The sequence below is a fragment of the Salmonella sp. 32010601201800023SM genome (assembly GCF_017572235.1).
Classification (GTDB): Bacteria; Pseudomonadota; Gammaproteobacteria; order Enterobacterales; family Enterobacteriaceae; genus Salmonella; species Salmonella enterica.
In genome coordinates, this window is sequence record NZ_JAGEQS010000008.1 from 127032 (window position 1) to 148779 (window position 21748).

Annotated in this window: 19 protein-coding genes and 1 pseudogene; 2 read left to right on the forward strand and 18 right to left on the reverse strand. The window is 54.6% G+C overall.

Translation table 11 applies throughout. From position 1 onward, the window contains the following. Positions 1-14 precede the first annotated feature (14 nt). The 8 genes and pseudogenes from tcuB to ybfF form a co-directional block, all read right to left on the reverse strand. Entirely contained in the window at positions 15-1154 is a 1140-nt protein-coding gene (gene tcuB / locus J4617_RS20450; protein ID WP_017465563.1) for a tricarballylate utilization protein TcuB, read from the reverse strand. Then, complete coding sequence (gene tcuA / locus J4617_RS20455; RefSeq protein ID WP_000228709.1) at positions 1141-2544, reverse strand: FAD-dependent tricarballylate dehydrogenase TcuA; 1404 nt, start codon at positions 2542-2544, stop codon at positions 1141-1143. Before tcuA ends, tcuB begins: the two co-directional genes overlap by 14 nt. Positions 2545-2641: 97 nt before the next feature. Further along, entirely contained in the window at positions 2642-3568 is a 927-nt protein-coding gene (gene tcuR / locus J4617_RS20460; RefSeq protein ID WP_000423371.1) for a tricarballylate utilization LysR family transcriptional regulator TcuR, read from the reverse strand. 114 nt (positions 3569-3682) lie between these two features. Then, positions 3683-4135, reverse strand: a complete 453-nt coding sequence (gene fur, locus J4617_RS20465) for a ferric iron uptake transcriptional regulator (RefSeq protein WP_000131699.1) — start codon at positions 4133-4135, stop codon at positions 3683-3685. Next, positions 4128-4213, reverse strand: a pseudogene (locus J4617_RS20470) (ryhB-regulated fur leader peptide). Before J4617_RS20470 ends, fur begins: the two are co-directional and overlap by 8 nt. A gap of 203 nt (positions 4214-4416) precedes the next feature. Further along, positions 4417-4947 (reverse strand): flavodoxin FldA, encoded by a 531-nt coding sequence (gene fldA, locus J4617_RS20475; protein ID WP_001018621.1) that lies wholly within the window; start codon positions 4945-4947, stop codon positions 4417-4419. A 150-nt stretch (positions 4948-5097) separates the two neighbouring features. Next, complete coding sequence (gene ybfE / locus J4617_RS20480) at positions 5098-5391, reverse strand: LexA regulated protein (protein ID WP_001040939.1); 294 nt, start codon at positions 5389-5391, stop codon at positions 5098-5100. A 133-nt stretch (positions 5392-5524) separates the two neighbouring features. Then, positions 5525-6295 carry an esterase gene (gene ybfF / locus J4617_RS20485; RefSeq protein ID WP_000773245.1) on the reverse strand — a complete coding sequence of 257 codons (771 nt, stop codon included), beginning with the start codon at positions 6293-6295 and terminating at the stop codon, positions 5525-5527. Between the two features lie 184 nt (positions 6296-6479). On the opposite strand from ybfF, the gene seqA reads away from it, so the two are divergent. After that, a complete protein-coding gene (gene seqA, locus J4617_RS20490) occupies positions 6480-7022 on the forward strand; it encodes a replication initiation negative regulator SeqA (protein WP_000848395.1) in 543 nt (180 codons plus the stop codon). 24 nt (positions 7023-7046) lie between these two features. After that, positions 7047-8687: a phosphoglucomutase (alpha-D-glucose-1,6-bisphosphate-dependent) gene (pgm, locus tag J4617_RS20495; RefSeq protein WP_000974387.1), complete on the forward strand. Its 1641-nt coding sequence runs from the start codon at positions 7047-7049 to the stop codon at positions 8685-8687. 114 nt (positions 8688-8801) lie between these two features. Here pgm and J4617_RS20500 read toward each other — a convergent pair whose 3' ends face one another. The 10 genes from J4617_RS20500 to kdpF all read right to left on the reverse strand — a co-directional run bounded on the left by J4617_RS20500 (position 8802) and on the right by kdpF (position 21413). Beyond that, positions 8802-9287 carry a pyridoxamine 5'-phosphate oxidase family protein gene (locus J4617_RS20500; protein ID WP_000070053.1) on the reverse strand — a complete coding sequence of 162 codons (486 nt, stop codon included), beginning with the start codon at positions 9285-9287 and terminating at the stop codon, positions 8802-8804. A gap of 64 nt (positions 9288-9351) precedes the next feature. Next, positions 9352-10671 (reverse strand): putrescine-ornithine antiporter, encoded by a 1320-nt coding sequence (potE, locus tag J4617_RS20505; RefSeq protein ID WP_000042658.1) that lies wholly within the window; start codon positions 10669-10671, stop codon positions 9352-9354. Continuing rightward, the gene (gene speF / locus J4617_RS20510) at positions 10668-12866 is read right to left on the reverse strand and encodes an ornithine decarboxylase SpeF (RefSeq protein ID WP_001292402.1); all 2199 of its coding nucleotides are present in this window, start codon (positions 12864-12866) and stop codon (positions 10668-10670) included. Before speF ends, potE begins: the two co-directional genes overlap by 4 nt. 379 nt (positions 12867-13245) lie before the next feature. After that, positions 13246-13350 (reverse strand): leader peptide SpeFL, encoded by a 105-nt coding sequence (gene speFL, locus J4617_RS20515; protein ID WP_015632840.1) that lies wholly within the window; start codon positions 13348-13350, stop codon positions 13246-13248. A gap of 277 nt (positions 13351-13627) precedes the next feature. Next, positions 13628-14305, reverse strand: a complete 678-nt coding sequence (gene kdpE, locus J4617_RS20520; RefSeq protein ID WP_001623149.1) for a two-component system response regulator KdpE — start codon at positions 14303-14305, stop codon at positions 13628-13630. Beyond that, positions 14302-16986: a two-component system sensor histidine kinase KdpD gene (gene kdpD, locus J4617_RS20525; RefSeq protein WP_000997472.1), complete on the reverse strand. Its 2685-nt coding sequence runs from the start codon at positions 16984-16986 to the stop codon at positions 14302-14304. The genes kdpE and kdpD overlap by 4 nt, the downstream gene beginning before the upstream one ends. Further along, positions 16983-17567 carry a potassium-transporting ATPase subunit KdpC gene (gene kdpC, locus J4617_RS20530; RefSeq protein WP_024137244.1) on the reverse strand — a complete coding sequence of 195 codons (585 nt, stop codon included), beginning with the start codon at positions 17565-17567 and terminating at the stop codon, positions 16983-16985. The genes kdpD and kdpC overlap by 4 nt, the downstream gene beginning before the upstream one ends. 8 nt (positions 17568-17575) lie before the next feature. Then, complete coding sequence (gene kdpB, locus J4617_RS20535) at positions 17576-19624, reverse strand: potassium-transporting ATPase subunit KdpB (RefSeq protein ID WP_000088034.1); 2049 nt, start codon at positions 19622-19624, stop codon at positions 17576-17578. Between the two features lie 20 nt (positions 19625-19644). Further along, positions 19645-21324: a potassium-transporting ATPase subunit KdpA gene (gene kdpA, locus J4617_RS20540; RefSeq protein ID WP_000730068.1), complete on the reverse strand. Its 1680-nt coding sequence runs from the start codon at positions 21322-21324 to the stop codon at positions 19645-19647. Beyond that, positions 21324-21413: a K(+)-transporting ATPase subunit F gene (gene kdpF, locus J4617_RS20545; protein WP_001670793.1), complete on the reverse strand. Its 90-nt coding sequence runs from the start codon at positions 21411-21413 to the stop codon at positions 21324-21326. Before kdpF ends, kdpA begins: the two co-directional genes overlap by 1 nt. Positions 21414-21748: the final 335 nt, after the last annotated feature.

The window sequence follows — 21748 nt, forward strand, 5'->3', positions numbered from 1 at the left end:
TAAGATGTTGCGGGTCAGTTGCCTGTATCCCCCGCATGTTTTCCGCGTCGCTTCTCAACTGCCCATTTGAGTAAGGCCGCGCAGCGGAAAAATCCGTGGGCGAATTTTCCGTAGGGAAGGGTGAGAAAGAGCGCCATCACCACGCCTAAATGGAGCGCCAGCAGTATGCCCATTCCGCTGGTGTCTCTGCCTGCCAGCAGCGCCAGCCCGGTAAGACTGGTTAAGAACAGCAGCAGAATAAAGCCGCGATCCATGGGTTTCTGGCGCACATCGCCATGTAACGGCGACCGCCGCAGATTGAGCCACAGTAGCCCGGCCGGGCCGATAAGCAGACCGATACCGCCCAGCGTGCCGAGCATGACCGGCAGGCTAAAGAACGGGTAGGGCGCTTCCCAACCGGCGACGTAGTGATAGCCCGTCGCCACGACCGTGGCGGCAAAACAGAGCATAAAACCGTAGAAGGTAAAGTGATGAAAGCGACGGCGCAGCAGCGTGAACGCATCGTCCGCTTCGTTACAGCCTTTGCCGTGACCGCCGTCGAGATATTTCAGCGTTAACGCATTGTGCGACGCTTCTGCAATCTCCGCCGAACGCGGTACACCCGGCGAGATCTCACGCCAGAAGCGGATTACGCCCGCCATAAGCAAACCGATTGCCAGCACAAAAACTGAGCCAAACATCCATGCCAGCAGGCTATGCGGAAAAATTTGATAGAAGTCACCGGCCAGCGGCGGATGAATCAGCGACCCTTTCAGCGCCATCGTCAGTAATAAAAAGAGCGTCAGACCGACTATCAGCGCCAGCGCGACGGTGATCCCCGCCCGACGGTATAACGCGCCAAAAGCGGCGGGCTGGGCATACTGTTGATATGTCTCCAGGCGGGCTTGCGCCATCGCTTTCGGCACGTTAATGGCAAATTCATGGGGCGGCGCATACTGGCACGCGTGCAGGCAAGCGCCACAGTTATGACATAAATTCGCCAGATAATGAATATCGGCTTTACCGAATTCGAGCCGCTGGGTCATCGCCGGAAATACCGCGCAAAAACCTTCGCAGTAGCGACACGCGTTACACACTTGCATAACGCGTTCGACCTCGGCTTCCGGTTCGGTAAGCACGGTGGCCTCAATGATTAATTTTTCAAGCTGTTTCATGCTGCGCCTCCTTGTGCGCCGCGCGGGCGGCTTCTATTCCCGCAATGCGGCCAAAGGTTGTGCCGATAGACATGCCTACGCCTGCGGTATACCCCTTGCCCAGAACATTTCCTGCCATCATCTCGCCGGCAACAAACAGGTTGCGGCTTGGATGACCGGCAAAATGCACCGCGGCACGTTCATTGACTTTCAGACCCAGGTAGGTAAACGTGATGCCGGGTCGCAGCGCATAACCGTAGTAGGGCGGCGCATCAAGCGGGCGCGCCCAGTGGGTTTTCGCCGGCGTCAGGTTTTTAGTAGCGCAGTCATCAAGCAAGGTATGATCAAAATGACCGGGTTGGCAGGCCTGGTTATACTGCGTGACGGTATGGGTAAATTTTTCCGCGTCCAGCCCCAACTGGCAGGCCAGCTCAGCCAGCGTATTGGCCTGCGCGCCAGGAAAAACCGGCGGCATAAAGTGGCCGATGGCTTTGCTGTCAATAATCGAATAGCCAATTTGTCCTGGCTGTTGAGCCACCAGCCGCCCCCAAATGGCGTAACGCTTCGGCCAGAAATCTTCGCCTTCATCATAAAAACGTTCGGCGTCGCGATTCACGACAATACCCAGCGATACGCAATCCACGCGAGTACAAATACCGCCGTCGTACAGCGGCGCCCTGGCATCAATCGCTACGCAGTGCGACTGGGACGGATCGCCAATGATATCCGCGCCGGCATCCATCATAAATTTGAGTAATACGCCCTGGTTAAAACGCGTGCCGCGAATCAGGAAATTATCCGCGGGCCATTCGCCGCGGGCGTTTTCTCCCCAGGCCTCCCGCAGCCATTCACGGTTTGATTCGAAACCGCCAGCCGCTAATACGCAGGCTTTGGCGGTAATACGTTCGCTACCCGCCAGCGCCGCCACGAATTCGCCGTCATGAAGTTCAAGCGCGTGAACCGGCGTGTTATAGCGAACCTGTACGCCCAGCCGTTCGGCGCTACGGTAATAGGCATTGACGAGCGCTTTCCCGCCGCCCATAAAAAACGCATTGGTGCGCGCAACGTGGAGCGCCCCAGATAGCGGCGGTTGAAAGTTAACGCCATGTTTGCGCATCCAGTCGCGGCATTGCGAAGAGGTGCGAATGACCAGTCGCGCCAGCGCTTCGTTGGTGTTGCCGTCGGTGACTCGCCACAGATCCTGCCAGAATTCCTCTTCAGGATAGCTTTCTACCAGCACATCCTGCGGCGCATCATGCATACAGCGCAGGTTTCGTGTGTGCTGAGAATTTCCGCCGCGCCATTCCCGCGGGGCTGCCTCCAGCAGCAGAACCGATGCGCCCGCTTCCCGTGCGGTCAGGGCGGCGCATAATGCGGCATTGCCTCCGCCTATCACCAGTACATCAACCATCTTATACTCCCGTACCATTTAACTATTTGTTAAATTTGTAATTGAAATGTATACGGATAAATAAGCGGCGCGCTATCAGGTAGCGCTAAACAGGGGTTTAGTAAGCGTAAAGAGTTGCGCCTGGCCATTCGCCGGCGTCGACTAACTGACGCATAACTTTGGTAAGGACTACTCTGGCGGCAAGGCCGGCGGGCGTCAGTTCATCATCCGACAGGCTGACTAAAAAATTGGGGCGGCTGAGTACCGGATTATGGACGCCGATCACGCGTAGCGCGTCGTTATCCAGATGAGAAATCGCCGCGCCGGGCTGCAACGTGGCGCCAAGACCGTCGCGCACGGCGCGCATCAACAACGCCAGGCCGTCAATTTCCGCGACGATTTCAACGTTAAGCGCATGTTCCTGGCAGACAGCGTCCAGCCTGCCGCGCAGCCCGTGTCCCTGGCTTGGCATAATGAGCGGAATGCCTGCCAGTTGTTCAGGTGTGATCGGGTTATCAGGAAGCGCCGCCAGCAGGGCATGGGAGCCAATCAGAAAAAGCTGTTCTTCAAGGATCGGTCTGGCGCTCCAGCGCAGGATTTTATCTTTTTGAAAGACAACGGCTAAATCAATCTGGCGGGTATTGATCATTCTTTCCAGATTACCGGACAAGCTTTCCACCACATGCAGTCGGACATCGGCATAGTTTTCCTGCATGGCATGGATAAACGGTATACCCAGTATGGAGGCGGTACTGGGGGCCATTCCTACGCTCACATGACCGGAAAGGCGCGCTTCTCTGGCGGCGAGAATTGCGTCGTCGGCATGACGCAGGGCGAGTTGCGCCTGCGAATAAAAGGCCAGCCCGGCGTTGGTTGGCGTTACGCCGCGCGAAGTGCGCTGCAGCAGACGGATGGCAAGCTCGTTTTCCAGACGGGACATCTGTTGACTTAAGGCTGAAACGCCAATATCAAGATCCTGTGCGGCGCTGCCCATACTGCCGGTTTCAATAATACGCACGAAATAGCGTAACTGGCGAAGCTCCATTCCTGCTCTCCTGAGATGCGATAGCGTTTTTTACATTAAATCAACATCAAGCGGCAGGAAAGAGGAGGATATAAAAAAGCCAACCGGGCGGTTGGCTCTTCGAAAGATTTACACTTATTTAGTCGCGTCATCGTGCGCGTGCTCGTCTTCGCGGCAGTCGCCTTCAGCGCAGTGGCCGTAAAGATAGAGGCTGTGATTAGTTAAACGAATACCGTGTTTCGCCGCAATTTCACGCTGGCGTGCTTCAATAGAGTCATCACTAAATTCAATCACTTTTCCGCAGTCAAGGCAGATAAGATGGTCGTGATGATGCTGTTGCGTCAGTTCAAAAACGGATTTACCGCCTTCAAAATTATGGCGGGTCACGATACCGGCATCGTCAAACTGGTTCAGCACACGGTATACGGTTGCCAGACCGATTTCTTCACCCATGTCGATCAGGCGTTTGTATAAATCTTCCGCACTGACGTGATGGTTATCTGGTTCCTGAAGAACTTCCAGAATTTTTAAACGAGGAAGCGTTACTTTCAGGCCAGCCTTCTTTAATGCGGTATTGTTGTCAGTCATGCGGAATCTGTCCTGTTGCTAAACGATTCACTTCATTAGAGAAGTGACAGAAATTGCACTCAAGATAATGCGTATCATTATAGGACTGCCATGCCGAAATGAAAACCGCAAGTCTCTCGCAGATGTTAATAAAACTGTGGTTTTGCCTGCAAATTCTGGCGCCACCTGATTACACCCGGACATTGTACAGGGATGGGTGCGAAAGTTACAAATTTGTAGCAATTATTTTGATTGGTCTTGTCTATTGATGCGGCGCAGATATAACGCTGCGCCGCATAAGATTAGGCGTTGAGGATGTCGTCGAGGTGCAATTCGGCCGAAACTTGCTTAACCCATTTTTCAACACGCTCGGCGGTCAGTTCAGGCTGACGGTCTTCGTCAATCGCCAGACCGACAAAATGATCGTCGTCAGCCAGACCTTTAGAGGCTTCAAAATGATAGCCTGCAGTTGGCCAGTGACCCACAATCGTGGCGCCGCGCGGCTCAATAATGTCGCGAATCGTGCCCAGCGCATCACAGAAGTATTCCGCGTAGTCTTCCTGATCTCCACAGCCAAACAGCGCCACCAGCTTACCGTTAAAGTCAATCTCTTCGAGAGTCGGGAAGAAGTCATCCCAGTCACATTGCGCTTCGCCATAGTACCAGGTTGGGATGCCCAGCAGCAGAATGTCATACCCTTCCAGGTCTTCTTTACTGCTTTTTGCAATGTCATGCACATCGGCAACGTCTTTACCAAGCTGTTTTTGAATCATTTTTGCGATATTTTCGGTATTACCGGTGTCGCTGCCGAAAAAGATGCCAGTGATTGCCATGAGTAAAATAACCTCTTGAAACTTATTGAAATGGTGGTGGCGAATTGCCCACGGATAAGGGCAATCATAGCAGAACAGGCAGATATGCGGAAACAGCAATCACGCGGGACTGCACGCTCTGCTACACGAAATATGAAACAAAACTTATTTTCAGACTAAACCCTGGCCGCGCAGCGCCATAAGCTGCTTCATTAATATTTCTTCAATGAGCTCGCTGCGGCTAATGTTGCGCGCTTCGGCCAGCTCATTCAGCGCGTCAACCGCTTGTGCGTTGAGTTTTAATTCGACACGCTTGAGGCCACGAACTTTGTCGCGTTTTAACTGGTTGCGCTTGTTGATGCGTAACTGTTCATCGCGCGAAAGCGGATTCGTTTTAGGTCGTCCCGGGCGACGCTCGTGCGCGAACAGATCTAATGTCGTACGGTCCGTTTGTTCTTTGGCCATGATTTTGGTGACTTCGGGGGAAACAATCAGCCAGGCTTATGCCCGGATGGATAGCGCGCCATCATACATCAGCGAGGAAGCGACGCCAACGCCCGCGCGCGTAATCGCGCACAGGCGATGAGTTTTTAATCAGTTAGCGTTTATCGTGCAGATAACGGCGGATGGCGCGCAGAACCGCCTCTGGTTTTTCGGCATGTACCCAGTGGCCCGCGCCGGCGATCACATGCGCGCGCGCCAAAGGGAATTGCGCCAGCAGCGCGTCGCGGTACGCTTCGGTGACGTACGGCGAGTTACCGCCTGGAATAAACAGCGCCGGATGTTCCCAGGGCGGAATGGTTTCCCAGCCGACGATATGCGGATACTGCTCCCATAATACCGGAACATTAAAACGCCATTCGCCTTCAGCCCAGGATTTTAACAGAAACTGGATCACGCCTTCTTCGTTGAGGTGCTGGCGCATAATCCCTGCCGCCTGTTGGCGGGATGTCGCGTCGGATTCGCTGACGGCGTTAATGGCCGCGAAAATGCGATCGTGGCGGCGAACGTGATAATCCACGGGGGCGATATCAATCGCGACCAGACGATCGATGCGATCGGGCGCCAGCGCCGTCAGCGCCATTACCGCTTTTCCGCCCATGGAATGACCAATAAACGTCGCTTTTTCAATCTGCTGCGCGTCAAGCGTATCCAGAAGATCCTGGGCCATTGCCGGATAATCCATGACCGGATCGCGCGGCGATAAACCATGATTGCGCATATCGACCTGAATAATGTCGTGATCGGTCACCAGATCGCGCGCCAGTACGCCGAGGTTGTCCAGGCTGCCAAACAGACCATGAACGAGAACGATGGGGGAATTATTGTGCAGGTTTTGTGCAGATTGCGCTCGGATGTTTAATTTCATGGCAAAGTTCTTTTTTTCGCTCTGTCGGGTTAGGGTATTATGTTGACCATTCTGCCACTGGGCTGCAACCTCTAAGGTTTACTCCGAGTTTTTTTGTCAGCCGGGCTTAACGCTATCCGCTGTTGGGATTTGTTCCTATAATCCCAATGACTTGTATTCAGCAAAGACATCGCACTGGATTAAGATGAAAACGATTGAAGTTGATGATGAACTCTATAGCTATATTGCCAGCCACACCAAGCATATCGGCGAGAGCGCATCCGACATTTTACGGCGTATGTTGAAGTTTTCCGCCACGACACAGCCAACGGCTTCAGCGGTGAAGGGGACGCCTGCGGCGCAACCCGTTGCCGAAGCGAAACCGGTTAACCCGGTAAAAGACAAAGTTCGCGCGATGCGTGAGCTGCTGTTGTCTGACGAATATGCCGAGCAGAAAAAAGCGGTCAACCGCTTTATGCTGATTCTGACTACACTCTATTCACTGGATCACCACGCGTTTGCGGAGGCGACGGAGTCGTTGCATGGCCGCACGCGCGTCTATTTTGCGGCGGATGAACAAACGCTGCTGAAAAATGGGAATCAAACTAAACCTAAGCACGTTCCCGGCACGCCGTACTGGGTGATCACCAACACCAACACCGGCCGTAAATGCAGCATGATCGAACACATCATGCAGTCAATGCAATTCCCGGCGGAATTGATTGAAAAGGTTTGCGGAACAATTTAATCCTTGCATTAGAAGGACCAGGCAATGGCAATCCACAACCGCGCAGGACAACCCGCGCAACAGAGTGATTTGATTAACGTCGCCCAACTGACGGCGCAGTATTATGTACTGAAACCGGAGGCAGGGAATGCAGAACATGCCGTGAAATTTGGCACTTCCGGCCATCGCGGCAGCGCAGGTCGTCACAGTTTCAACGAACCGCATATTCTGGCGATCGCCCAGGCGATTGCTGAAGAGCGGGCGAAAAACGGCATTACCGGCCCCTGCTATGTGGGGAAAGATACCCATGCGCTCTCGGAACCGGCCTTCATTTCCGTGCTGGAAGTGCTGGCGGCAAACGGCGTAGACGTTATCGTGCAGGAAAATAATGGCTTTACGCCAACGCCTGCCGTGTCAAATGCTATCCTGGTCCATAACAAAAAAGGCGGCCCGCTGGCTGATGGTATTGTCATTACGCCGTCGCACAACCCGCCGGAAGATGGCGGTATTAAATATAATCCGCCCAATGGCGGCCCGGCGGATACCAACGTCACTAAAGTGGTAGAAGATCGTGCCAATGCGCTGCTGGCGGGCGGCCTGCAAGGCGTTAAGCGCATCTCTCTGGATGCGGCAATGGCCTCGGGCCACGTTAAAGCGGTAGATCTGGTACAGCCGTTTGTCGAAGGGCTGGCGGATATCGTTGATATGGCGGCGATTCAGAAAGCCGGTCTGACGCTGGGTGTCGATCCGCTGGGCGGCTCCGGTATTGAATACTGGAAACGTATCGCTGAGCATTACAAACTTAACCTGACGTTAGTTAACGATCAGGTTGATCAAACCTTCCGCTTTATGCACCTTGATAAAGATGGCGCGATCCGTATGGATTGCTCCTCCGAATGTGCGATGGCGGGTTTGCTGGCGCTGCGTGACAAGTTTGACCTGGCCTTCGCCAACGACCCGGACTACGACCGTCATGGCATCGTGACGCCTGCAGGGCTGATGAACCCGAACCATTATCTGGCGGTCGCCATTAACTATCTGTTCCAGCATCGTCCGCTGTGGGGCAAAGACGTGGCTGTCGGTAAAACGCTGGTCTCTTCCGCGATGATTGACCGCGTGGTGAATGACTTGGGACGCAAGCTGGTAGAAGTGCCGGTTGGCTTCAAATGGTTTGTTGACGGTTTGTTCGACGGCAGCTTTGGTTTCGGCGGGGAAGAGAGCGCGGGCGCTTCGTTCCTGCGTTTCGACGGTACGCCGTGGTCTACCGATAAAGACGGTATCATCATGTGCCTGCTGGCGGCGGAAATCACCGCCGTTACCGGGAAAAACCCGCAAGAGCATTACAATGAACTGGCAGCGCGTTTTGGCGCGCCGAGCTATAACCGTCTGCAGGCGAGCGCGACCTCCGCGCAGAAAGCGGCATTGTCTAAACTGTCTCCGGAAATGGTGAGCGCCAGCACGCTGGCAGGCGACCCGATCACCGCGCGTCTTACCGCAGCGCCGGGTAATGGCGCATCGATTGGCGGCCTGAAGGTAATGACCGATAACGGCTGGTTCGCCGCGCGTCCATCCGGTACGGAAGACGCTTACAAGATCTATTGCGAAAGCTTCCTGGGGGAAGAACATCGCAAGCAGATTGAGAAAGAAGCCGTTGAAATCGTTAGCGAAGTATTGAAAAACGCCTGATGGGCGATATGGAAGAAAAAGGAGCCGTAAGGCTCCTTTTTTATATTAACGGCGCTGCGCTTATCAGGCCTGTAAATCGCCTCCAGGCCGGATAAGGCGCTTGTGATATCTGACTTATTCGCTCTGAGTCGCCAGATGTCGGCGGCAGGTGAGGGCGTCGCATTCGATACGCACCACGCAAACCGCTTTCATCATATCTTCCCGATAACTGAAGGTTTTTCCCGGATCGGTCTGGCGCATAATGACGTCCAGGCCGTGGCGCATCTCCTCGCGCGTTTGCAATATCGATGCCAGTCCGGTGGCGAAAACGCTGGTGTAGGCGTAGCTATAATCACAGGGGTCATCGGCACGTAGTAATGCATGGTCGCCGTCCATTTCAATGCATACTGCCGGGTTCTTACGTAACAGACGCATCTTTTTCCCGGTGCGTGCGCCGTGAAAATAAAATATCCAGCGTCCGTTCTGATACTCGTAGCCAAAATTTACGGGGACAACATACGGACAGAGATTGTCGTTAAACCCTATCCGACACACTTCGTGTTTACTGAGAATAGCCAGTATTTCTGCTATATCAGTGACTTCCCGTTCTGGATTACTCATTTCTATTATCTTATTCAAAGAGTGAAAATGCCCGGACTACCGTTACCGCAGCCCGGGCGCGCCATCAGCCGTGTTTATTTTTCAATTCAAAACGCGGTGAGACCAGGCCGTATAACGTCCAGCCGAGGAAGGTCACAATTGAGCCGTACAGCATGGCTTCTTCACCGGAGGAATATAGCGCGTAGAAGCTATACATGGCGCCAACGAAGGCCACGAAGTTAGCGACTTTCGCTTTTGATGACGGCACATTCGCCATTTTCTGAATGATAACCAGCGCGGCCATCGACAGAATATACGGAATAATGTTCGTCACCACCGCCAGGTTAACCAGGACGTTAAACTGACTATTCAGCGACGGGCTAATGGTCATCAGCGACAGGCCAGTCTGAATAATCACAATAATCAACATCCCCTGTACCGGCGCGTCGACTTTCGTTACACGAGAGAAGACTTTCGGGAAATAGCCTTCGTCAGCGGAGGATTTAAAGACCTGAGCGATAGTGAACTGCCAGCCCAGCAGCGAGCCGCAGCAGGACATTACCATCAGCGCCATGATCACTTTACCTACCGCAGGCGTGAACATCTGTGCAAACGCCAGACCAAACGGCGCCGTGGAGTTCGCCAGATCCATGTTCGGCACAATCCCGGCAATCACGTTAGTCGAAACGATATAGATGACCGCCGCGCCCAGCGTACCGCCCAGTACCGCAATGGGGACGTTCTTTTCCGGATTCTCGACCACGTCTGCGTTGGCGCAGGCGGATTCCAGTCCAAGAAATGCCCACAACGTCATGGCGATGGAAGAACCGACCGCGCTAAAGAACGGAACATGGTGCGGGTTCCATGACGCTACGTACATGCTGGGGCTAAACCAGAACCAGCCAATGATGCACAGGCCGACAACCGGAATGATGACGCCCCAAACGGTAACGCTACTGATCTGTCCGGTAATACGCGCGCCGCCAAAGTTTGCGATAGTACAAACCCACAATACGGCGATAGTCGCCAGACCGATCTGGAGCGGCGTCAGCGCGGCGCCGAACAGTTCGGTGCCATAGCCGACAGCGGAGATGGCGATAGCCACGTTGGCTATCAGCAGCGAGACGCCGTAGGTATAGTTCGCCATAAAGTTGCCGGATTTACCGAAGGCATATTCGGCGTAACCGCCCATGCCGCCGGATTTACGGCTAAACATACCGCATTTCGCAAACGCCCAGGCCAGCGCCATCGAGCCGACGGCGGTGACCAGCCAGGAGATAATGGATATCGTGCCGACTTCAGACAGTTTGGTCGGTAGCATGATGATCCCGGAGCCCATCATGTTGACCATAGTCAGAATTGTGAGCTGCACGACACCCATTTTATTGGATTTAGGTTTACTCATAATTTTTCCTCCTTCAGCAGGGAGCGCTGTGCGTCACGAGGTTTAATGACGTAGCACCAGACCTGCTTACGGCCGTCGTGTTCTTCGATATAAACGCCCTGCAGTTCAGGCGCAAAGCCCGGCAGCAGGTTGATCCCTTCTTCCAGGGCGCTGAAGTAACGCAGGACAGAACCGCCCCAGATTTCACCCGGAACTACACACAGCACTCCCGGCGGGTAAGGCAGAGCGCCTTCAGCCGCGATACGACCTTCCGCTTCCGGCAGGCGAACCAGTTCGACCTCGCCGCGCAGATAGGCATAGTTGGCCTCTTGCGGATTCATACTGACTTTCGGGAAATGCGATTTACGGAACATCTCTTTTTGCAGCTGTTTCACGTTGTGCCGCGCATAGAGATCGTGCATCTCCTGGCAAAGCTGACGCAGGGTATAGCCGGCATAACGCGCTTCATGCTGTTTGTAGATGGACGGTAATACTTCCGCTAACGGCGCATCAGCTTCCAGCAGTTTTTCGAAACGAGCCAGCAGGGCGACAAGCTGTTGTAACTTCGCCATGTCTTCTGCCGGCGTCAGCAGGAACAGAATGGAGTTGAGGTCGCATTTTTCCGGCACAACGCCGTTCTCGCGCAGGAAGTTGGCGAGGATCGTGGCAGGAACGCCAAAGTCTTCATATTCGCCGCTCGCTGCATTAATGCCCGGTGTGGTGAGCAGCAGTTTGCAAGGGTCGACAAAGTACTGATGTTCGGCATAGCCTTCAAACGCATGCCAGTGTTCTCCCGGAACGAAGTGGAAGAAGCGCAGATCGCTGGCGATCTCTGACGTCGGGTATGACTGCCACGGCTTACCATCAATCAGTTCCGGTACGAACGGACGGATGTGATGACAGTTTTCGAGGATCAATTTACGGGCATCGATGCCGTTAACCACGCAATCCATCCACATATTGCGACCGCTGACGCCTTCGTGCATTTTGGCGTTAACGTCCAGCGCGGCGAACAGCGGATAGAACGGGCTGGTGGAGGCGTGCATCATAAAGGCGTTGTTCATGCGCTTATGCGGAACGTAGCGCGATTGCCCTTTGATATGGCTATCTTTTTTATGGATCTGCGAGGTCTGGGAGAAACCGGCTTGTTGTTTGTGAACGGACTGCGTCACCAGAATACCCGGATCGTTTTCGTTCAGTTCCAGCAGCAGCGGCGAACAATCGGCCATCATCGGAATAAATTGTTCATAGCCGACCCAGGCGGAGTCAAACAGGATGTAGTCGCACAGATGACCAATTTTATCGACGACCTGACGGGCGTTATAAATGGTACCGTCGTAGGTGCCTAACTGGATGACGGCCAGACGGAATGGACGTGCTTCGCGGGCGCGCTGCGGCGCGACTTCGCTAATCAGCTCGCGCAGGTAATCTTCTTCGAAGCAGTGAGCGTCGATCCCGCCGATAAAACCATACGGGTTACGCGCGGTTTCCAGATAAACTGGCGTTGCGCCCGCCTGCAATAATGCGCCGTGGTGGTTAGATTTGTGGTTATTACGGTCAAACAGTACCAGATCGCCCGGCGTTAACAGCGCGTTGAGTACGACTTTGTTAGAGGAGGAGGTCCCGTTCAGCACAAAGTAGGTCTTATCGGCGTTAAAGACTTTCGCCGCATGTTGCTGCGCAATGCAAGGCGCGCCTTCGTGAATCAGCAGATCGCCCATCGCCACGTCCGCGTTGCATAGGTCGGAGCGGAAGAGCGTTTCGCCAAAGTATTCCACGAACTGATTACCGGCAGGATGACGGCGGAAGAATTCGCCGCCCTGATGCCCCGGGCAGTCAAATGCGCTGTTGCCCTGGTTGACATAATCCACCAGCGCGCGGAAAAACGGCGGGCGTAACTGCGTTTCGTAGTGGCTTGCTGCGGTTTCCAACTGGCGACCATAGAAGGCAGTACGGGATTCATTATATTCGAATACACCAGAGATACGCGGCAAATACTCAGGCGGTACGCGCCCTTCGTCATGAGTCGCGACAAACACGGGAATACCGTAACCCGTTGCGTCGATTTCATCGAGTTTTCCGTGTTCAATGTCGTCGATGGATAACACGATGGCAGCCACGTCGATGAAACGACTCTCATCAACATTTACAATATTACGGTGTGTAGAAAAACAATCCGGGCAATGACGGCTAACGGCAATTTTTAATTCTGACATTTTTCATCTCTTTATTTCAGGTAATAGCAGGCCCTCAATTTCTCGCATGAGAAACTGATTCTTCCGGAAAAAATCAAAGCTATCCCGCTGATAAAAAAATCAGTAAATTAGCTTTATTTTAGATGTAATAAATCCCAACCCGTCCGGTTGCAGGAAATTCAGGATTTAAGGAGTTGAGTACTACGATATACAGGCAGAAACCGCGATAACTAAAATTGCGCCGAGTCGGAATTTCTTCTGTCAAACCACATAGTTAGCTGGCTGGGCGTAAAGGAATTACCGTACTGTCGCTTTTAACAATTCGAGTTATTTAGGCAATAGACCTGAATGACATAAGGGTCGGAAAGACCTGTATGCTGAAGTACCCGTAGCAGAAAAACTACCGGGCATTAAAGAAATGAAAGTCGAAACTATTACGGTGGGCAAACATCATAATATGCGTTGTCCGCCTTATATGGGGCATAAAACGATTATTATTTTCCATTTTGAGGTCCTTTCATTGATTTATTGAAAGCATGGATATTTTATCCAGGAAGCGCCAGCAATCTGTGAACCAGATCAACAAAAAACGATCATTTGAAAAATAATTAGTCGGCGATTATGCATATCGTGCTGTGAAATAACGGATTGTTTCTTAAATGTTAATTATATGTTTTTTATATCCTCCATAAAATATAATATCGCCGCGAAAATAATTATTCGCGACGCCGAAAATAAATGACATAAAAATTAAAAGTTATTTAAAAATAATGAATAGCTATTCACGGCATAAAGCGATAGCCAATTCCGGTTTCGGTAATAAAATGGCGTGGGCGGGTGGGATCTTGTTCCAGTTTCTGGCGTAAATGTCCCATATAGATGCGCAAATAGTGGCTATGCTCCACGGCGTTAGGCCCCCAGACCTGGTTTAATAACTGCCGTTGGGTTAATACTTTGCCGGTATTATTGAGTAATACCGCCAGCAGGCGGAACTCAATCGGCGTCAGATGGATTTCTTCGTCGCCACGGTGGATCAACCGTGCGGCGAGATCGACCGTCACGCCGGAAAAACGGACGATCGGATCGGCGCTAGGGCTGGCGGCGTGCCGTCGCAGCGCGACACGCAAACGCGCCTGCAACTCGCCAATGCCGAATGGCTTGCTCAGGTAATCATCAGCTCCGGCGTCAAGCGCGGCAATCTTATCGCTTTCTTCGCTGCGGGCGGAAAGGACAATCACCGGTATTGCGCTCCACTGACGCAGGTCGCGAATGAAATCGATTCCGTCGCCGTCCGGCAGGCCGAGATCGAGAATAATCAGATCGGGCTTTCGCGTGGCGGCTTCCAGTAAACCACGTTGTAATGTTTCAGCTTCATACACGCGCAGGCCGTCGCCTTCCAGCGCGGTGCGCAGAAAGCGGCGGATGGCCTGTTCATCTTCAACAATCAGAACGTTTGTCACATATCCTCATGAAAATCATCAAGTGCAGGTGGCTTTCCTTGCGGCAGCGTCACACGGAAACAGGCGCCGCCCTGCGGTCGATTATAGGCGGTAAGCGTGCCGCCGTGTACCTCTACGATAGCATGGCAAATCGCCAGCCCCAGCCCCACGCCGGGGACGGCGGACTCTTTGTTGCCGCGGGCGAACTTATCGAAAATCTTCTGTTCTTGCCCCGCAGGAATACCCGGCCCGTTATCCCAGACATCCAGTTGTAAACGATCGTCCTTAACCGCAGCATCAATGCCGATACTGGCCTGCGGCCCGGCGTACTTAACGGCGTTTTCCAGCAAGTTGATCAGGACACGCTCAAATAAGGGGCCATCGACATGGATAAGCGTTAACTGTTGCGGCAGCGACAATGTAATCGGATGCAATAAACCCGGCTCTAACATCTGTAACGCGCTACCGACGACCTCTTCCAGCGTCAGCCACTCTTTTTTAAGATTAAACCCGCCGGACTGAATACGCGCCATATCCAGCAAATTATTCACCAGCCGGGTGGTGTTGAGAATATGCTGGCGGATTTCACTGGCCTGACGCGCGTGGGGCGATCCTGCGCTGGCTAAATCCAGCGTCAAAATTTCCGCCTGGCCGAACAATACCGTCAGTGGCGTGCGTAAATCATGCGACAGCGCCGCCAGCAGAGCGTTGCGAATACTTTCTCGCTCGCTGGCGAGACGCGCCTGTTCTTCGCTGGCGGTCAGCGTCAGTCGTTCCAGCGCGTTGGCGACAAGCAGAGTGAATGTTTCCAGCAGGCGTTGCTGCTCCGGCACCATTAACTGACGCAAATTACCCGGTTCGACGATAGCCAGACCGTACGTTTTATCGGCGCTTTTCAGCGGCAGGATTTGATAAGGCACGCCAGGGAGGGTATCGGTGCCTGCGCCGGCAGGCTGGCCTTTATCAAAACTCCAGCGCGCAATTGCGTCGTCCCACGGCGTCATGCCTTGCTGGTGGGTGAGAGGCAGCAACTTACCGTTAGTATCAGGTAATAAAATTTGGCTGCGCGCCTGAAACGTCGAGGCGATAAACCGCTCGCTGGTCGCGGCGATATCATGTTCGCTACGCCCGACGGCCAGCGCTTTAGACATTTCATATAAATGACGGGTACGCTGTTCCCGATAACGGGCGACGCGCGCCTGATAGCGCACCCCGGCAGTAAGATTGCCAATCACCAGACCTACCGTCAGCATCACGGCAAAGGTCAGCAAATACTGCACGTCCGAAACGGCGAGCGTACCGCGTGGCGCGATAAAAAAGAGATCGAAACTCGCCACGTTAATCACCGTCGCCACCACCGACGGCCAGCGTCCGTAAAGCAGCGCAATCACCACTACGCCCAGCAAATAGAGCATCACCAGATTGGCGGCGTCGAAGGTGACAAGCCACTGCATAGCGATAAGCGTGGTGATGGCGCAAAGCGCCACGGCGACCAGACAGCCCTGAATCTGCCCACGCCATTTCTCTTTAAAAGGTCGGTTATCAGGCGTTTGCGCCAATGCGCGGGCTGGCGGCTCTTCCAGCGCGACGATCACCTGATCGAGATCCGGCGCGCGCCTGGCAAGACGGTCGGCGAAAGCGTCACGTCGCCACCAGCGTCGCGACGCCGGGCGGCCCATGACGATTTTCCCCAGATTATGCTCGCGGGCATAGCGCACGACCGCTTTCTCTTCGGCGGGATCGGACAGGGTGGCGGTTTCCGCGCCAAGCTCCTGCGCCAGGCGCAGCGCGCTTAAAATGGCCCGTCGTTGCTTTTCCGGTAAGCGGTGTAACGTTGGCGTTTCGACATAGACGGCGTGCCAGACGCTGCCGAGCCGGGAGGCCAGACGCGCCGCGGTACGCACCAGTTTTTCGCTGCCGGTGTTATGCCCGATACACAGTAAAATCGCATCGCGGGTATGCCATACTTTTTCTTCGCCCGGATGCGCGCGCCAGGCGCGCATCTGATCGTCCACGCGATCGGCTGTCCGGCGTAGCGCCAGCTCGCGGAGGGCGATCAGATTGCCCTTGCGGAAAAAATGTTCAATAGCGCGTTCCGCCTGGCCGGCGATATACACTTTACCTTCGTTGAGCCGTTGGCGCAGATCGTCGGGCGGCAGATCGACCAGTACGACTTCATCGGCGGCATCAAAAAAGGGATCGGGGACGGTTTCGCGCACCTGAATCCCCGTGACGCCGCTCACCACATCGTTCAGACTTTCCAGATGTTGTACGTTCACGGTGGTGAAAACGTCTATTCCCGCTTCCAGCAGCTCTTCAATATCCTGCCAGCGCTTAGGATGGCGTGAGCCAGGCGCGTTACTGTGCGCCAGCTCATCCATTAAAATCAGCGCCGGACGCCGGGCGAGGGCGGCATCCAGGTCAAATTCGCGAATTTGCCGCCCCCGGTGCGAGTGACGTTTTGGCGGCAGAATGGTCAGCCCGTCAAGTAGTGCGGCGGTCTCTTCACGGCCGTGCGTCTCTACCACGCCGATCACCACATCCAGCCCCTGCGCTCGCAGCCGCTGCGCTTGCGCCAGCATCGCCCAGGTTTTTCCGACGCCTGCGCAGGCGCCGAAGAAAATTTTCAACTTCCCCCGGTGGGGCGGGGGCGTTTGTTCCAACAAGCGATCCGGATCAGGACGCAAGGGTTCGTCGTTCATTTCGCTCTGTGTCCCTGTAGCGCATCCAGCGCCAGATTAAGCTCAACAATATTCACCACCGGTTGCCCAAGAAAGCGCGCCAGCGGCCTGTGCGTATATTCTGCAACCAGTTGCGCGACCTGTTCAACGGGAAGCTGGCGAGCCGCCGCCACGCGGGGGATTTGCCATGCCGCGGCGCCGGGCGTCAGATTATTATCCAGCCCGCTTGCCGAGGCCGTCGCCAGCTCAACCGGAACCGCGGAACTCGCCTGGGGGTTAGCGGCGCGTAGCGAGGCGACGCGGGCCTGTATTTGCGCATCCAGTTCGGGATTGCTGGCGGCCAGGTTGCTTCCGCCCGACGCCAGTGGATTATAAGGCGTATCGGCGGTGGCGGAGGGCCGGCCATGAAAATAGCCCGCGGCGGTAAACGATTGTCCGATAAGCGCTGAGCCGCGTATCACATTGTCTTTATGAATCAGCGAGCCATTAGCCTGCCAGGGAAACCACCACTGCCCCAGCGCCGTGGTCAGAAGCGGATACACGCCGCCGGTCAATAACAGCAGAAATAACATTGTCGAAAAAGCAGGACGTAAACCGATCATCATACACCTCACGCCAGACCCAGCAGGGTCAGCAGCACATCAATCACTTTGATACCAATAAACGGCACCACCAGACCACCCAGACCATAGATCCATAAATTACGGCGCAGCATGGCCGATGCGGAAAGCGGCTTATAACTCACGCCTTTTAATGCCAGCGGGATCAGAAAAATAATAATCAGGGCGTTAAAGATCACCGCGCTCAGAATGGCGGAGTTCGGCGAATGCAGCCCCATCACGTTGAGCGCGTTTAGCTGCGGATAGGTAGCGGCAAACGCGGCGGGAATAATGGCGAAATATTTCGCTACATCATTCGCGATACTGAAGGTGGTGAGCGAGCCGCGCGTCATCAGCATCTGCTTACCGATATGCACCACTTCAATCAACTTGGTCGGGTTAGAGTCCAGATCCACCATATTACCGGCTTCTTTCGCCGCCTGGGTGCCGGAGTTCATCGCCACCGCGACGTCAGCCTGCGCCAGCGCCGGGGCATCGTTAGTGCCGTCGCCGGTCATGGCGACCAGCCGTCCTTCCGCCTGATATTGACGGATCAGCGCCAGCTTGGCTTCCGGCGTGGCTTCGGCAAGAAAATCGTCCACACCGGCTTCGGCGGCAATCGCTGCCGCCGTCAGGCGGTTATCGCCAGTGATCATCACCGTTTTAATGCCCATCTTTCGTAGCTGGGCGAAACGTTCTTTAATTCCGCCTTTAACGATATCCTTGAGGGCGATAACACCCAGTACGCGCGCGCCTTCCACGACTACCAGCGGCGTCGCGCCCAGACGCGCCACGTTCTCGACGTTTTGCTCGACATCGGCGGGAAAATGGCCGCCATTGCTCTCGACATGACGCCGAATCGCGTCCACCGAGCCTTTACGGATCATCCGGTTATCGATATTAATCCCGCTCATGCGGCTTTGCGCGGTAAACGGAACAAAGGTGGCATGAAGCGACTGCACATCGCGTTCACGCAGGTTAAAGCGCTGTTTGGCGAGGATCACAATGCTGCGGCCTTCCGGCGTTTCGTCGGCCAGCGAAGCGAGCTGCGCGGCGTCAGCCAACGTGCGTTCGTCCACCCCTCGGGCGGGTATAAAATCGGACGCCTGGCGGTTGCCGAGCGTGATAGTGCCGGTTTTATCCAGCAGCAGCACGTCGACATCGCCCGCGGCTTCTACGGCGCGGCCGCTGGTGGCGATGACGTTCGCGCCCAACATTCGGCTCATTCCGGCTACGCCAATGGCGGAGAGTAGCCCGCCGATGGTGGTGGGGATCAGGCACACCAGCAACGCCACCAACACGGTGACGCTGACCGCGTTACCGCCCCAGGCGGAGAAGGGCCACAGGGTGGCGGTCGCCAGTAAAAAGACAATGGTCAGGGCGATGAGCAAAATCGTCAGGGCAATCTCGTTAGGCGTTTTCCGCCGCTGTGCGCCTTCCACCATCGCGATCATCCGGTCAAGAAAGGTTTCGCCAGGATTGACGCTACAGGCAATCACCAGCCAGTCGGAAAGAATTCGCGTGCCGCCGGTGACAGAGGCGAAATCGCCGCCGGACTCGCGGATCACGGGCGCGGATTCGCCGGTAATCGCACTTTCATCCACCGAGGCGCCGCCTTCGATGACCTCGCCGTCGCAGGGAATAATATCGCCCGCTTTGACCAGGACAATGTCGCCTTTCCGCAGTTCAGCGGCGGGCACGTTATCGGCCTGCGCATCATGGCGCGGGGCGCGCAGCCGACGAGCGAACGCGGTCTTTTTCACCCCTTTCAGACTGTTTGCCTGGGCTTTGCTGCGGCCTTCCGCCAGCGCTTCGGCAAAATTGGCGAACAGTACGGTGAACCATAACCACAGGCTGATCACCCCTGTAAACAAGGCGCTTCCCGCTATTTGTCCTGTTACCATAGCGAGCGTTAACAGAGTGGTTAGCACGCTGCCGGCCCAGACCACAAACATCACCGGGTTACGCCACTGGGCGCGTGGGCTTAATTTTTTTACGGCATCCGTTAGCGCCTGTACGAGTAAAACAGGTTCAAACAGCGCCAGTTGCTTGCGACTCATATCAATGTACTCCACATCGCTCAAGGTAAAGAGAAATGTTCCGCTACCGGGCCAAGCGCCAGGGCAGGAATAAACGTCAGCGCGCCGACCAGCAGTACCGTGCCGATGAGCAGGCCAATAAATAGCGCGCCGTGTGTCGCCAGCGTTCCCTGACTGGCCGGCTGTACTTTTTTACTGACCAGCGATCCGGCGATGGCCATGACAGGAATAATCACGCCGAAACGTCCGACGAACATGCAGAACGCCAGCAAACAGTTCCAGAAAGGCGAGTTAGCGCTCAGACCCGCAAAGGCGCTACCGTTGTTGTTGGCGGCAGAGGAGACGGCATATAGCACTTCGCTAAAACCGTGCGGGCCAGGGTTCAGCATTGCGCTGCGTCCGGCATCCGTCATCATCGCCAGCGCCGAACCCAACAAGACCAACATCGGCGTGACCAGAATCGCCAGCGCGGTCATTTTCATTTCGCGCACGTCGATTTTTTTCCCCAGATATTCCGGCGTGCGACCGATCATCAGCCCCGCGATAAACACCGCCAGCAGGACAAACAGCAACATGCCATACAGGCCTGAACCGACGCCGCCAAAGACCACTTCGCCAATTTGCATCAGCCACATCGGCACCATACCGCCCAGAGCGGTAAACGAGTCGTGCATGGCATTTACCGCCCCGCAGGACGCCGCGGTCGTGACGACGGCAAACAGGCTGCTGGCCAGCACGCCAAAGCGTGTTTCTTTACCCTCCATGTTGACGCTACTGTCCGCACCCGCCGCCAACAGATGTGGATTTCCCTGAACTTCCGCCCACATCACTACCGCTACGCAGACCACAAAAATGAATGACATTGCCCACAGTAGCGCGCGTCCCTGACGGCGATCGCCCGCCGCTTCGCCAAAGGCGAAACAGAGCGCGGCTGGAATCAAAAATATCGCCAGCATCTGCGCCAGATTAGTGAGCGCGGTGGGGTTTTCGAACGGATGCGAAGAGTTGGCGTTAAAGAAACCGCCGCCGTTGGTGCCAAGCATTTTGATCGCCTCCTGCGAAGCAACCGGCCCCATCGGCAAGAGTTGTTTAGCGCCTTCAAGGGTGGTGATGGGCTGATAAGCCGACAGGTTTTGCGGTACGCCTTGTTGGATAAAAAACAGCGCGATAATTAACGCGACAGGAAATAATATCCATAGCGTAATGCGTACCAGATCCTGCCAGGCATTACCCAGCGTGTGCACATTCTGGCGCGTAAAGGCGCGGATAAGCGCAAAAACCACCGCAATCCCGGTCGCCGCCGACAGGAAATTTTGCACCGTCAGCCCGGCCATCTGGCTAAAGTAGCTCAGCGTGCTTTCGCCGCTGTAGGCTTGCCAGTTGGTATTGGTGACAAAGCTGACGGCGGTATTCAGCGCCAGATCCCAGGACAGCCCCGGTAGCCGCTGCGGATTTAAGGGCAGCCACTCCTGCCAGAACAGCAGGCAAAACAGGATGCCCAGTCCCAGCAGATTGAGCGTCAGTAGCGCCAGTAAATACTGACGCCAGTTCATTTCGTGGTCGGTAATGCCAAGAGTCCGCCAGAGGATACGCTCAATGCCAGCCACGCCCGGCAACGGAACGGCGGCGATGAGCCTTGCCAGGCCCGAACCCAATGGTTTCGCCAGTACCAATAAAATCAGTAAAAAACTGGCGATCAGTAAAAATCCTTGCGCGGCCATCAGAACGCCTCCGCATTAATCAGGGCATAGACCAGATAACCTAAAAGTAAGAAAACCAGCACGATGCCGGTTATCACGCCTGCACTCACAGAGCACCTCCAGTGGCATTGTTTTACTTCTGAGAAAGGTAATTTTTTGGCTGCAAAGATTTCGCAAAAATTGGCGGGCGGAGTGTAAAAAAAGTATAAAAATGGCAAAGACCATTATTTAACTAATGATTAGTATTAATTTAACCTTTTTGTAACTAATTTACGCTTTGAATGTAAATCTGCTGGAAAAGCGTGAAAATAAGTGGTCGGATGAGTAGTAAAATTACACCGAAAGCGGTACTATTTTAATCAGGTAACGAGGTTCAATTTTTCGGTGCTATTCACCGATTCAATCTATACCGGGGCGGGTAGCGTCGGTATAAAGGGGGGAAACG